The organism is Malaciobacter marinus (genome assembly GCF_003544855.1).
Taxonomy (GTDB): Bacteria; Campylobacterota; Campylobacteria; order Campylobacterales; family Arcobacteraceae; genus Malaciobacter; species Malaciobacter marinus.
This window is the reverse complement of the sequence record NZ_CP032101.1, coordinates 2,686,298-2,700,494: the sequence shown is the minus strand read 5'-3', so window position 1 is coordinate 2,700,494 and position 14,197 is coordinate 2,686,298. Positions and strand designations below refer to the sequence as shown.

At 25.7% G+C, this 14,197-nt stretch carries 15 protein-coding genes; 13 read left to right on the top strand and 2 right to left on the bottom strand.

Annotated elements, in window-relative coordinates; all coding sequences use genetic code 11:
- Window positions 1-62: 62 nt before the first annotated feature.
- The 13 genes from AMRN_RS13025 to AMRN_RS12965 are packed head-to-tail and all read left to right on the top strand — an operon-like array spanning window position 63 to window position 11,356.
- On the top strand, window positions 63-2,228 hold the full coding sequence (locus tag AMRN_RS13025; protein ID WP_099311807.1) for a sensor histidine kinase: 2,166 nt from the start codon (window positions 63-65) through the stop codon (window positions 2,226-2,228).
- A 20-nt stretch (window positions 2,229-2,248) separates the two neighbouring features.
- The gene (locus AMRN_RS13020; protein WP_099311809.1) at window positions 2,249-2,896 is read left to right on the top strand and encodes a response regulator transcription factor; all 648 of its coding nucleotides are present in this window, start codon (window positions 2,249-2,251) and stop codon (window positions 2,894-2,896) included.
- A 42-nt stretch (window positions 2,897-2,938) separates the two neighbouring features.
- A complete protein-coding gene (gene cobT, locus AMRN_RS13015) occupies window positions 2,939-4,006 on the top strand; it encodes a nicotinate mononucleotide-dependent phosphoribosyltransferase CobT (RefSeq protein WP_099311811.1) in 1,068 nt (355 codons plus the stop codon).
- A gap of 1 nt (window position 4,007) precedes the next feature.
- A complete protein-coding gene (locus tag AMRN_RS13010) occupies window positions 4,008-4,619 on the top strand; it encodes a MarC family protein (protein ID WP_099311813.1) in 612 nt (203 codons plus the stop codon).
- Window positions 4,620-4,621: 2 nt separating this feature from the next.
- Entirely contained in the window at window positions 4,622-5,113 is a 492-nt protein-coding gene (locus AMRN_RS13005; RefSeq protein ID WP_079578385.1) for a bifunctional adenosylcobinamide kinase/adenosylcobinamide-phosphate guanylyltransferase, read from the top strand.
- Window positions 5,110-5,850: an adenosylcobinamide-GDP ribazoletransferase gene (locus AMRN_RS13000; RefSeq protein WP_099311815.1), complete on the top strand. Its 741-nt coding sequence runs from the start codon at window positions 5,110-5,112 to the stop codon at window positions 5,848-5,850. Before AMRN_RS13005 ends, AMRN_RS13000 begins: the two co-directional genes overlap by 4 nt.
- Complete coding sequence (locus tag AMRN_RS12995) at window positions 5,847-6,863, top strand: aminotransferase class I/II-fold pyridoxal phosphate-dependent enzyme (protein WP_099311817.1); 1,017 nt, start codon at window positions 5,847-5,849, stop codon at window positions 6,861-6,863. Before AMRN_RS13000 ends, AMRN_RS12995 begins: the two co-directional genes overlap by 4 nt.
- Window positions 6,847-7,455, top strand: coding sequence for a transglutaminase-like domain-containing protein (locus AMRN_RS12990; protein WP_099311819.1), 609 nt, complete (start codon window positions 6,847-6,849; stop codon window positions 7,453-7,455). Before AMRN_RS12995 ends, AMRN_RS12990 begins: the two co-directional genes overlap by 17 nt.
- A gap of 52 nt (window positions 7,456-7,507) precedes the next feature.
- Window positions 7,508-8,173: a fibrobacter succinogenes major paralogous domain-containing protein gene (locus AMRN_RS12985; RefSeq protein ID WP_099311821.1), complete on the top strand. Its 666-nt coding sequence runs from the start codon at window positions 7,508-7,510 to the stop codon at window positions 8,171-8,173.
- Between the two features lie 28 nt (window positions 8,174-8,201).
- Window positions 8,202-8,651 (top strand): D-aminoacyl-tRNA deacylase, encoded by a 450-nt coding sequence (gene dtd / locus AMRN_RS12980; protein WP_099311823.1) that lies wholly within the window; start codon window positions 8,202-8,204, stop codon window positions 8,649-8,651.
- A gap of 21 nt (window positions 8,652-8,672) precedes the next feature.
- On the top strand, window positions 8,673-10,064 hold the full coding sequence (locus tag AMRN_RS12975; RefSeq protein WP_099311825.1) for a cobyric acid synthase: 1,392 nt from the start codon (window positions 8,673-8,675) through the stop codon (window positions 10,062-10,064).
- The gene (cbiB, locus tag AMRN_RS12970; RefSeq protein WP_099311827.1) at window positions 10,054-10,944 is read left to right on the top strand and encodes an adenosylcobinamide-phosphate synthase CbiB; all 891 of its coding nucleotides are present in this window, start codon (window positions 10,054-10,056) and stop codon (window positions 10,942-10,944) included. The genes AMRN_RS12975 and cbiB overlap by 11 nt, the downstream gene beginning before the upstream one ends.
- Window positions 10,931-11,356 carry a hypothetical protein gene (locus AMRN_RS12965; protein WP_099311829.1) on the top strand — a complete coding sequence of 142 codons (426 nt, stop codon included), beginning with the start codon at window positions 10,931-10,933 and terminating at the stop codon, window positions 11,354-11,356. Before cbiB ends, AMRN_RS12965 begins: the two co-directional genes overlap by 14 nt.
- Here the strand turns inward: AMRN_RS12965 and AMRN_RS12960 are convergent.
- The gene (locus AMRN_RS12960; protein ID WP_099311831.1) at window positions 11,353-12,009 is read right to left on the bottom strand and encodes a response regulator transcription factor; all 657 of its coding nucleotides are present in this window, start codon (window positions 12,007-12,009) and stop codon (window positions 11,353-11,355) included. The two genes, AMRN_RS12965 and AMRN_RS12960, sit on opposite strands and share 4 nt — an antisense overlap.
- Window positions 12,006-14,159, bottom strand: a complete 2,154-nt coding sequence (locus AMRN_RS12955; RefSeq protein ID WP_099311833.1) for a sensor histidine kinase — start codon at window positions 14,157-14,159, stop codon at window positions 12,006-12,008. Before AMRN_RS12955 ends, AMRN_RS12960 begins: the two co-directional genes overlap by 4 nt.
- Between the last annotated feature and the right edge of the window lie 38 nt (window positions 14,160-14,197).

Sequence of the window (14,197 nt, the reverse complement as noted above, 5' to 3'; positions counted from 1 at the left end):
TTAAGTTTATATGCTTTTAAATCTAAAAGAGGATAAAATAAAAAAAAGAAAAAAGATAATATATGTTATATAAATTGATTTTATTATTACTATTTCCTGTTTTTATATTTGCAAATTCACAAAAAGATATTTTGCTTTTACACTCTTATAATATTGGTTTAAAATGGACTGATAATATAACAAAAGGTGTAAAAGGTGTTTTTGAAAACCATCCTAAGTATGAACTTACTATTGAGTGTATGGATAGTAAAAAAACAACCTCAAAAAAATATTTTGAAACGCTCACAAAATTATATGAAGAAAAATTCTCATCAAGACACTATGAAGTAATACTTGTAGCAGATAATTATGCATTAAACTTCGTAATAAATAATCATGAAAAAATATTTAATAATTCTCCAATTGTATTTTGTGGAGTTGAAAACTTTGAAGATATAAAAATTCCTAAAAAAATAAAAGAGAAAATGACAGGAATAATTGAATATAAACAAATAACAAAAAATATACAAGTTGTCTCAAAAATAATACCAAACCTAGATACACTATATATTATAAGTGATGACACCTTATCCTCTTTGGCAATAAAGAATCAAATTATTCAAGAGTCAAAAAAGTTTGCAGATAGATTTAATATAATATACGATAATAAAATAGATATAAAAACAATAGTTAATAAAGTTAACAAACTACCAGATAATAGTGCAGTTTTATTTACAAGTTTATATAGGGATATAAAAGGAAAATATGTAACTTATAACAAATTAAGAGAGTTATTTAACAAATCAAAATATCCAGTTTTTGCAATAAATAAAATTCATTTAGGTGAGGGAATAATCGGAGGTGTTGTTGTTGATCCAGAAGAACAAGGCAAACTAGCAGCACAAAAAGCCTTTGAACTAGTAAAAGGAAAAGAGATTCAAAACATTCCAATAGATATACCTTCATCAAAGTACTATTTTGATTACAATATATTAGAAAAATTTAATATTGATTCTTCTTCTTTGCCTGAAAATTCAAATATTATAAATATACCAAAAACTTTTTTTGAAAAGCATAGAAAAATTATTGATAATACTTTTTTACTTATGCCAATATTTGTATTTTTGATTATGGGACTTATTGTAAATATAATAAAAAAGATAAAATTAGAAAATAGATTATTAGAACAAAGTAAGCTAGATAAAGTATTATTAAATAATATCCAAAGTATTGTGTATTGGGAGAGTACAGATAGCAAGCTTTTAGGTTGTAATGATGCTTTATGTACTTTTTTAGATTTCAAAAAAAATGAAATAATTGAAAAAGAAATAGGATATATTCTTCCTGAGGTAAATGATTTGTTTTATAAAAATGAAGACTTTATAGAAGAACTTGAAACTCAAATAAAATTAGGAACAAAAGAGTTTGATGCTTTAATAAGAAGAAAGAAGTATTTTAATAAAGATAATATAGAAGCAGGGGTTGTAACAATTATAAGTGATGTTACAAAAATTAAAAAATTGGAAAATCAAAGAAAAAAGAACGAACAGTTCTTAATTCATCGTTCAAAACTATCTGAAATGGGTGAGATGATAACATCAATAGCACACCAATGGAAAACTCCTTTAATAGAAATTTCAACAATAGCTCAAGAACTTTTATATAAAAGAAAAAAAATTTCAACAATTGAAGATACTAAGCAAACAGTTGATGATATAATGACACAAGTTAGATATATGACAGAAACAATTGATGATTTTAGAGACTTTGTAAAACCATCTGCAAAAAAAAGTAAATTTGAAATAAATGCAGCAATTTTTGAACTTTTAAAAGTTGTAGAGCATAATATAAAATATAACTACATAGATGTTAATTTAAATTTTAATAATAAATCATTTAAAGTTTATGGTTATCCAAATGAGTTTAAGCAGTGTATCTTAAGTGTGATAAACAATTCAAGAGATAGTATATTAAAAAGAAAAAAAGTAGAAGAAGATTTAGAAGCAGTGATAAATATTGATGTTGTTGATGAAGATAATTATACTTGTATTTATATAAAAGATAATGGCATTGGAATAAAAGAAAAGAATTTAGAAAGGATTTTTGAACCTTTTTTTACAAGCAAAAAAGAAGGTGATGGTTTTGGACTTTATATGGTTAAATTAATAATAGAGGATAAAATGGATGGAAAAATAGAAGCATTGAAATCTCAAGAGGGAGCAAAAATAAAAATTAGTATAAACAAGTAAAATTTGTAAAGGGAGATTATTTGAAAATATTACTACTAGAAGATAACAAGAGGTTATCAGAACTTATTATTGAAGCATTAGAGCAAAAAAATTATAAGGTAGATTGGTTCGAAAATGGTAAAGATGCAATAAATGCAATCTATGATGGGTATGATTGTTTTATTTTAGATATAAATGTTCCAGGAATTGATGGACTTACTTTATTAAAAGATATTAGAAGTATGGATGAAAATACACCTGCTATTATTATTAGTGCAAATGTTGAATTGGACACTATTAAAAATGCATACTCTAAAGGTTGTGATGAGTATATTAAAAAACCTTTTTACATATATGAATTAGAAACAAAATTAAAGAAATTATGTGTGCAGGATAAATCAGATATCTCTTTACCTGAAAATTATACTTATAATATAATAAATGAAACTTTATATGATGATAAAAATCAATTTATAAAATTAGCAAAAAAAGAGATTCTTCTTATGACTTTATTTGTTAAAAATTTAGATAAAGTAGTTACCTTTGATCATATAGAACAGTATGTTTGGCAAGGTGATTTAACTACAAATGAAAATATAAGAGCTTTAGTAAAAAGACTTAGAAAAAAACTTCCTAAAAATACAATTGTTTCTCAAGGTGGCATGGGTTATAAACTAAATATCAATTAAATATTTGTTATACTTTTGCAAACTTTATAAGAAAGGTTCTATATGAACTTTAATACTATTTTAGGTACAAAAGATTTTTTAGAGTATTTAAGAGGTAAACAAGCCTCTTTTTTACTAGCATGTTCTGTTACAAATACAGCTCAAATCAAGGGTATTTCACAAGCTGGTATTCCAGGAAAAATGTATTTAACTCCTACTTTAGATGCAGAGTTTCTAGCTACAAAAGAAGTACGTTCTTTAGATAATATTGCTACAACTACTAAAGGTATTCCAACACCTGCACTTATTACAAGAGCAGTTCACGAATTAAAAGCTTTCTCAAACTTAGAGTTTTTAAATTTAGGTTTTGAAATTTTGCCTAAATTTGAGTACTTTAAAATTCATGATTTTGATATAACCGCAAGTGAAAATATAAAAACAGGTGCAAATATTGATGCAATGGAAGTTTTTGAAAAAGGAGTTGAGTTTGGACAAAATTATAAGACTTCTAGTGAGTATACAATCTTAGCTGAAACTATTCCTGCTGGAACTACAACAGCAATGGCAACAGCGCTTGCATTAGGATATGATTGTAAAGAGTTATTCTCAAGCTCTTTTAAAAATAGCCCAAATAGTATAAAAGATGAGGTGTTAAAAAAAGCACTTGAAAATATAAAACCTAATATGGATATTTTTGAAAGATTATCATGTGTAAGTGATAATATGATAATTTTTAATGCTGGGTTTATTTTAGGTATTCAAGCAACAAAACATAAGTTAATACTTGCAGGTGGAACTCAAATGGCAGCAGTTTTATTGACTGTTAATTCAATACTTAAAACAATGGGTGGAGAAATTGATAGTTCAAAACTTGCACTTTGTACAACAAAATGGCTTTTTGAAGATGAAAGTTCAGATATAAAAGCACTTTTAGAGTTATTGGATTTTAAAATAAATGCATATAATTCGCAATTTGATTTCTCAACTAGTAAAAGTAAAGTCTTAAAACTTTATGATAAAGGTGAAGCAAAAGAGGGTGTAGGGGCAGGAGCAGCACTTGTCTATGCAAGTATAAATGGTATAAAAAAAGAAGATATTATTAATAAAGTAGAAGAGTTTTTAGGAGAGTAAATTGGAGTTTAGTTCGTATTTTATATCAATATATTTAAAAATGTTTTTTATTATGACACCATTTTTTGTTTTGTCTGTTTTTTTAACAGTTACAAATGAAAGTACAATAAAACAAAGACATGCACTTGCTATTAAAATTACAATTTCAGTTATTATTATGTCTTTAGTTTTACTATTTTTTGGTCAACATATTTTTGCAGTATTTGGAATTACTTTAGATGCTTTTAAAATAGGAGCAGGTGCCTTACTTTTTTTAACAGCTGTTGAACTTATAAATGGAAACAAAGATAGGCAAGAAATAAACAATAAGTCGGTTTTAGATTTAGCAGTTGTTCCTTTGGCGATTCCTGTGACTATGGGGCCTGGAACAATAGGGGTTTTACTTGTAATGGGTGCTGAGTTTAATACTTTTGCAAAATTAATGATTGGAAGTTTAGCTTTAGTTATGGCTATTTTTACAATTGGTGTGATGTTATATTTATCAAGCCATATTGAAAAAATTGTTGGAAAACAAGGACTTATGGTCATTTCTAAAATTACAGGACTTTTTCTTGCTGCTTTATCTGCACAAATTATTTTTAGTGGAATTAAAAGCTTTTTAAATTTAGGATAAGAATGAAATCATTTTACTTTGGTGGACAAAAATCAGGAAAGAGTTCATGCGCTAGCAAAAAAGCACTTATGCTTGCTAGTTCAAAACCATACTATATTGCAACTTATGATAATTCATATGAAGATAAAGCTATGCAAGATAGAGTTAATAGGCATATAAAACAAAGAGCTGAAGAGTTTATTACTATTGAAGAGCCAAAAGATTTAACTAAAGTAATAAAAGAAAAGCAGACTTATTTAATAGATTGTATGACTATGTATATACTAAATAATCTTGAAAATGGTTATGAGTTTATGGAAAAACAGCTTGAAAAGCTTTTTAAAATTGATTGTAATATTATTTTTATTTTAAATGACATAAACAATGGAGTAATTCCTATTGATAAATATAGTAGAGAGTTCGTAGATATTTCAGGTTTAATTGGGCAGTTTTTAGCAAAAAATTGTGATGAAGTTATAGAAGTGAAATATTCATTAGAAAGAAGATTAAAATGAGAGAGATTTTTAATGCTTTTGCTTTTAGTCTATCATATTTTACAGTTTTTCCCGTATTTGTAAAAGAGATGACAATTGATAAAAATACTTTTAAATATAGTTTGTTTTTTTTACCATTAATTGGAAGTTTAATAGCAATTGTTACTATCTTGGTATTTATGTTTTTAAGTAGTTTTTTTCATCCTTTGTATGCAAGTGTTGTAAGTGCTGTAATATCTTTTGTTTTATATGGTTATTTACATACAGAAGCAATTACTGATGTTGTTGATGCTTGGTTTGCAAGTTATTCTGGAAAAGATGCTTATAAGATTATGAAAGAGTCAACTATTGGTGCAATTGGTGCAATTGCTACTTTTAGTTTTGTACTTTTAAAAGTATCAATTATTGCTTATTTACTTTATGAAAAAAAGTATGAAATTATCTTAATAGTTTTTATGTTTTCAAGACTTAGTTTAACATATATTTTACCATTTTTTAAATTCAATAAAGACAGCTTTATGAGTCAAGCTTTTGAAGCAAATGGAGTTAATAAAGTTAGATTTGCTGTTTTAATTTTTTTAGTTTTTGCAATATATTTAAAAATAAGTGCATTTTTACTTTTTATTTTGGCATTACTGTTTTTATATTTAAATTTAAAGATTTTAAATAAAAGATTTGGTTTTGTAAATGGAGATTGCTTAGGATGTTCTATTGAAATAACAGAGTTACTTCTTTTAAATATAGGATTTTTTCTTTGAAAACTTTTGAGCATGGAGGTGATGTGCAAAGTTTTGCAAAAAGTATAAATTGTAAGCTTGAAGAAGTTATAGATTTATCTTCAAATATAAACTTTGTAAAGCCAGAAATAGCTTGTGATTTCAATAGTCTAGAAATATCTGCATATCCAAAATATGAAAAATTATATAGTAAAATAGCAAAAAATTACAAAGTAAAAGAGTTTGAATTAGAACTATATAATGGTGGAAGTAGTGCTATTTTTACACTTTTTAGGCACTTAGATTTAAATCACTGTACTATTTATTCGCCTGCTTATTTAGAGTATAAAAAAGCTTGTCATATTTATAAGTATGATTATAATCTTATAAATAGACTTGAAAGAGTTGATGTACCAATTGAAAAAAACACTCTTGTAGTCTTTGTAAACCCATCAACTCCTGATGGGACATATTATGAACTTGAAAAGTTTTTAAACTATTGGCAAAAACAAAATGCAACAGTTTTAATTGATGAGAGTTTTTTAGATTTTACAGATAAAAACTCTGCTGTAAAATATATACATAGATATGAAAAATTATATGTATTAAAATCAATGACAAAGTTTTATAGCAGTGCAGGAGTTAGAGTAGGTTCTATTATTTCTAATAAATTAAATATTGATGAGTTAAAGAAATTTGAACCTATGTGGAAGCTTTCTGCTTTTGATAGTGAATATTTACAAAAAGCCTTAGAAGATGAAAAATTTAAAAAAGTAGCAAAAGCAATAAATGTAAAAAATAAAATCTACTTAGAAAAAATCTTACAAAATAGTAATTTAGTCGAGTTTATATTTAATAGTAGTGCAAATTTTGTTTTAGCAAGACTTAAAAATCATACAGCAAAACAGTTACAAGAAAAGTTAAAAGAGTATAAAATAATGATACGAGATTGTAGTAATTTTGATTTTTTAGATGAGAAATTTATACGAGTTGCTGTAAAGTCTCAAAATGATTTAGATGCTTTTAAAAAGGCTTTAGATGCTATTTCAAAATAAGTTTATTTACTATATCTCTTTGATTATATCAATAGTATTTATAATAGTTGTATTTTATATGATATTTACATCTTTTAAGATTGTTGATAGACAGTTTTTAGATATAGATGATAAAACATATGTAAATCAAGTGAAAATTGATGAGTTTACTCACTCTTTAGCAAAAAAATTAACACTACATTGTAAAAATGATAAAATTTGTGAAGTTCAAAGTATGCTTGATTTTACTACAAATATTCCTTATAAAGTAAATGAAAGTATTGCAAGAAGTGCAAGAAAAGTAGTAAGCCAAAACTTTGGAGATTGTGATGATAAATCAAATCTTCTTATTTCATTACTTCATGTAAAAGGTTATGAAGCATATTTTGTCCTTGTGCCTAAGCATATTTTTGTAATAGTGCATTTAGATGTAAATCAAAGTTTGAATAAAAAAGCTTTATATGTAAATGGTAAAGCTTTTTATAAACTTGAAACAACTGCAACTAATTCAAAAATAGGCTTTCCTTTAAAGTATAGCTTTGAGCAAATAGAAGCAATAATAGATCCTTTTGAAAATAAAAAATTAGTAGTAAACTCTTTAACTTATAAGTGAAATGAGTATATGATATCTCTATTTTAATATTATAAAAATAAGGAAAGAACATATGAAAAGTATAAAAAAATTAGCTGTTTTGATTATACCTTTATATTTATTTGCAGGCTTACTATATGCAGAGATTAAGCACAATGGACTTACATACGGTACTATAAAATCACCTATTACAGGAAAAGTTTGGCTTGATAGAAACTTAGGTGCTTCACAAGCTTGTACATCTTTTGATGATAAGGCTTGTTATGGAGACTATTATCAGTGGGGAAGAGCAGCAGATGGTCATGAAAAAACAAATAGTAAAGTAGTTTCTACTCAAGCAAAATCCTCATCAAATGTAGGTCATGGAGACTTTATAAAGTCACCTTTTAGTGGTGAAAGATATGACTGGGCATACGAGGTGGATAAGGATGGCTCTATTAGAGAAGCAAACTGGAATCCATGCCCCAAAGGGTATAAAGTACCAACATCAGGTGAATTAATAGCTGAAAGGTATGGCATATATAATAAAGATGATGCTTATAATAAGTTAAAACTTCCATTAGCAGGTTATCGTAGTAGTCACTTAGGCTCTTTTAATAATCAAGGTTCACATGGATATTTATGGTCAAGCTCAGCTAAAGACTTTGATGCATATTATATTGATTTTGATAGTTCAAAAGTAGCATTGTATGATAACGACAGAGCTCTTGGATTATCAATTCGTTGTATAGAAGATTAAACTTTAATAATTTTAGGAAGGAAGTAAAATGATAGCAGTAGTTCAAAGAGTTAATTCTTCAAGTGTTACAGTTGATAATGAAGTTGTAGGTAAGATAAGCAATGGACTTAATATATTACTTGGTGTTAAAAAAGGTGATAAAAAAGAAGATATAACTAAACTTGTAAACAAAATAGTAAACCTAAGAATTTTCCAAGATGAAAATGACAAAATGAACCTATCACTTTTAGATATTAAAGGTGAGGCTTTGATTATCTCTCAATTTACCCTAGCAGCAAATGTAAAAAAAGGAAGACGCCCAAGTTTTGATAGTAGTGAAAAGCCTGACATAGCAAAAGAGATGTATGAACAGTTTGTAAAAGAGTTTGAGTTCTTAGGAGTTCATACTCAAACAGGTATTTTTGGAGCACATATGGATGTAAATATTCAAAATGATGGACCAGTTACTTTTATTGTTGATAGTAATGAATTAAATTAAATAAAAAAATTTAGGAATAAGATGAAAAATATCTCAATCTTTGGTACAAGTAGTGATGCTGGAAAATCTACTTTAACTTTTGTAATAGGAAAAATTTTACAAGAAGAGGGCTTTAGTGTTGCAGCATTTAAAGCACAAAATGTATCAAATAATTCAAAAGTTTGTGATGATGGAAGTGAGATTGCAATTGCTCAATATTTTCAAAGTGAGGTTTTAGGTGTTCCTACTTCATATCACCTAAATCCAATACTTTTAAAATCAGGAAGGGGAAGTAGTGCTTCACTTATAGTTGAGGGAAAAGTAGTTACAAACAAAGATGTGAGAGAATACTATAGGGATTTAGACCTTTTAAAACCAGCTGTAAAAAGATGTTATGAGTATTTAGATGAAAAGTATGATTGTATAGTAAGTGAGGGTGCTGGAAGTCCTGTTGAACTTAACTTGATGGATAAAGATTTATCAAATATTTTTATTGCAGATTATTATAATACAAAAATTATATTAGTAGCTAATATTGAAAAAGGTGGTGTTTTTGCTTCAATTTATGGGTGCTATCACTTGTTACCTAAGAAGTTAAGGCAGAATGTAATTGGAGTAATTATAAACAAATTTAGAGGAGATATCTCTTTATTTGATGAGGGTATAAGAATCATAGAAGAAGATTTTAAAATTCCAGTATTGGGAGTATTGCCTTATAGTGCATTTAATTTAGGATTTGAAGATAGCGAAAGTTTACAAAATTTTATTCAAATAAAGAAAAACTATAAAGTAAATGTAGGTGTGATTTCATATCCTACTATGAGTAACTACAATGATATAGAACCACTAATTGCTGATGAAGAGGTTTTTGTAGAGTTTATAAGTTCAAATATCTCTTTAGATAAGTTTGATTTGATAATACTTCCTGGTTCTAAGCTTGTAATAAAAGATTTAAAATGGCTAAGAGATACAGGACTTTTTGGAAATATTAAAGGGTTCAAAAAAAATATTTTTACAATTTGTGGTGGCTATGAGATGATGTTTGAAAGCTTAAATGATAAATACGCTTTAGAAAATGAAAGTGAAACAATAGAAAAAGGACTTGCTTTTATCGATGATAATATTATCTTTGAAAAAGAGAAAATACTAAAAAAGAGTAGTTATAAACTATTTGGCTTTGATGTAAGTGGATTTGAAATACACCATGGAGTCTCAAAAAAATATCCTTTAGAGTATGAAAATAAAAATCTAAAAGGGACATTTATTCATGGTATTTTTGACAATGATGAGTTTAGAACAAGCTATTTTAAATCTATTTGTCATGATTATGAAGGTTTTAGCTTTAAAGAGTATAAGAAAAGTAAAGTTGATGAATTTGTAAATAAGATGAAAAGTAAACTTGATGTAAAAAGGATACTTAAAAGTGTTTTATAGTCTTGCATTAATTGCATTTATAATAGATAAATTTTTTGGAGAGTTTGCTAAACTAAAAATTAAACATCCTATTATTTATATTGGTGATGTGATAAAATTTTTTGAGAATAAATTTTATAAAGATACAATTTTACGAGGATTTTTATTAGTTATCTTTACTTTAAGTATAGTTTTTATTGTTGTTTATTGTATAAGTTTTATTGAAAATATTTTTTTTCAAGGCTTTTTAGCTTCATTTACTCTTTCTTCAAAGATGTTATATGATTGTGTAAAAGATGTAGTTGAAAGTAAAAATATTGAAGATAAAAGAGAAAAGATATCAATGCTTGTAAGTAGAGATACAAAAGATATGACAAGTAGTGATATAAATAAAGCAAGTATTGAAACTTATGCTGAGAACTTAAGTGATGGAGTAATAGCTCCACTTTTTTATTTGATATGTTTTGGGCTTATTGGAGCATATTTATATAAAGCTATTAATACACTTGATTCTATGGTTGCATATAGAAATAAAAAATATGAAAAGTTTGGTAAAGTAAGCGCTAGATTAGATGATATTGCTAATTTTATACCAAGTAGAATTACAGCAATTTTAATAGCTTTATTATTTAAAAGTAAAAAAGCATTTAAAGAATTTAACAAATATGGAAGTAAACATGAAAGTATAAATGCAGGTCTTCCAATAGCCTCAATGGCTTTAGCAACTAATTTAAAACTAGGTGGAGATACTTCATATTTTGGCAAAGTTAAGCAAAAACCATATTTTGGTGGAGAAAAAGAGATAATTGAAGATAGTGATGTACATAAAGCACTTAGTATAAAAACATCACTTGATATGTTTATAATTATAGTATTGGGAGTATTATATGTCTTATATTGATTGGTTTGAAGCCCATGGAGAAAAACATGCAAAGATTATGGAAAAATTAAAGCATAAAAGTGATGATGAGGTTATAGAGTATTTTAGATTTGAAAATATGGTAAAAAATGAGCCAGATTTCTGTCCTTTGTATAAAGATAATAAAAAGTGCCATGATTATGAAAAACTAAACTGTTATTTATGTGCTTGTCCTAATTTTAGATTTAATGATGATGGCTTTGAAAAACAAGAAAATAAAACTTTATACTCATATTGTGGGATTGATTCAAAAGATGGAAGTCAATTTATTGGAGATACTTATATTCATCAAAATTGTGCAGGCTGTATAGTGCCTCACAAAGAAAAATATATTAAAAAGAACTTTTCAAGAAATTGGTTTGAAATAATGAATAAAGTTAAGCCTAAAATTTAGAGAAACTTAACATTTTTATTTAAAGAGTAACCAATTCCTTTAATTATTGTAATACTATCTTTAGGAAGCTTTTTCCTTAGTCTTTTTATCATAGAACGAATATTTGCCAAGGTTGTATATTCACCTTCCCATACATACTCTTCTATGTTTTCATAAGTAGCTACAAAATGAATATTTCTAGAAAAAAACTCTAAAAATAAAATCTCTTTTTTTGTTAATTCTATCTCTTCTTCATCTTTATAGAGTCTATGATCAATAAAACTATATCGATAAGACTCATCAAATATTAAATATTCTCCCTTATCTCCGCACAATTTTTTTACTTTTTGTAAAAGTTCAATAATATAAAAAGGTTTTTTTAAATAATCGTCACAGCCCTTTTCATAAGACTCTTTTACTTTATCTAATTCATGATTTGAACTTATTATTAAAACAGGTGTTTTTGCATGATTTAATCTTACATATTCTAAAATTGATATTCCATCGGTATTTGGAACATTAATATCTAAAATAAAACAAGAATATCCATTTCCTATAAACTCTAATGCATCATCACCATCAGAGAAACAATCGACTCTATACCCTTCATCTAGTAATGCATATTTCATAACATTTGATAATCTCTCATTATCTTCTAGCAATAGTATTTTCATCTATTTTGTACCAACCTTATAGTAAACATAGCTCCCCCTTCTACATTTTCAACCAAAATTTTCCCCTTCATTTTATCTTCTATTATAACTTTTGTCATATATAAACCTATTCCATGACCTTTCTTTTTTGTTGTGTAATAAGGTTCAAAAATTTTATCTATATTTTTAATTCCTTGTGCATTATCTTTTATTTTTATTATTAAATCTGAATTTTCATTAAAAATAGATATTTCTATATTCCTATTTTTGTAATGATTATTTAATAAAGCATCTCTTGCATTATTAATTATATTTAAAATTGATTGCATTACTTCATTTTTATAGCCATTTACCGTTAAATTTGTCTGTTCTTCTATATTTAAATGTATATTTATATTATTATATTTTAAATTATGATTAACTATTTCAAGCATTGATTTTATTGCATCTTGTATATTAAAATCAACTTTTGCATTAGATGGCATAATGAACTTTTGAAATTCATTTATGGTATCTGTCATATATGTTACTTGTTGCATAATATCTTTTACAAAACTACTGTCTTCATTGACATTTTTTGATCTTCTTGTATAAAAAAGTTCTTGTGCAATTGCTGTAATTTCTATTAAAGGAGTTTTCCATTGATGTGCAATAGATGAAAATATTTCCCCAATTTCTGCTAGTTTACTTTGTTGAATAACAAATTGTCTATTTTTTTGTTTTTCTAAAATAATTTCACGTTCTTTTGTTATATCTGTAAATATAGTAACATATCCTTCATATTTTATTTTTTCTTCTTTGAATTTTGCTTGTTTTATTAAATATGTTCTTTCTATTGAATTACTAGTTATAAATGTAAATTCATTATTATCTTTGTCAAGATTATAGTTATTCATAATTTCTATAATTTGTTTTGCATTATTGTTTTTATTTAAATCACTTAGTTTTTGACCATATAAAGAATCAAATGGTAACTTTAGTAGATTACAAAATCTATTATTTGAATCAACAATCTTTCCATTTGCATCTTGCCAAAAAATTGGACTATCAATGGCATTTAACATAGTTGCATCAAATTCAATTCTTTTTCTTAAATCTTTTTCTAAAATTTTTCTTTTATAAATATTATGTATTAATCCCAAAATTAAAAAAATGAAGAAAGGTGAAATGATAAATACAAAATCAATAAAATTTCTATAATTATCAAAAAAAGTTTTTTTCTTGTGAATCATTTTATAGGGTTCATCTAAATTAACAATTGTAAGTAAAAACTCATTTAACTTTTGATAATCAAAAAAATATTCAAACTCTTTATATAAAATAATTTTTGCTTTTTCTTGATTTAATATATCTAATGCCATCTCCCCAGCATTTTCACCTAGTTTGTATAAGTTAACTATTTTACCACCAGTTGCTCCTTTATCCATAAATAAAGAGTCTGTAACAAATATTGGAATTTTTGCATTTTTTACAAAATGTGAAATTTCACTATTTTTATTTAAATCACCATTTTTATTTTTATAAAATCTAATAAATAAAGCAGCACTATGATCTTCAAAAGGATAAACTTGCAAAGAGGATAAATCATCTTCTTTTAGATAAATTAATTCCAGACGACTTTTATAATTATGAATTAAATTGAAGATTAATGGTTCTGTGTGAAGTCCATTTAAACTTTTGTCATTTATTATATAAAGTTTTTTAATTTTATAGAAATTTTTTTCAATTATTTCTACATTTCCCTTTAAGTCTCTTTTTTCTAAAATTGCGGAGACTCTATTTTCAAGGGAAAGTTTTTTTAGTTTTTCATGGGAAAATTTTTCAATACCTACAGCTAAAACGCGTTTTTTTGTAAACAGTTCAGAATAGTTATTTATTACAAAATCATAAGCGAATCTATCAATAGGAATAATTAAATCATATTTTCTATTTTTTAATTGTATTTTATAAAGCTTTTTTAAACTATCAAAGTACTCTTTTGAGGATACTCTTTTTGAATCCATATACAAAATATTGAAATCAACATTATCTTTTTTAATTAAAACATCTTCTAAGCCTTTTATAACTTGATCACTCCATTGGTAACCTTTATGATAAGAATTGATAATTAAAACAGAATATGCAAAAACTTCTAAATTGATAAATATTAAAAATAAAAATACTTTTTTCATATATTTATTATACTAAATTGTATATTAATAACCACAAA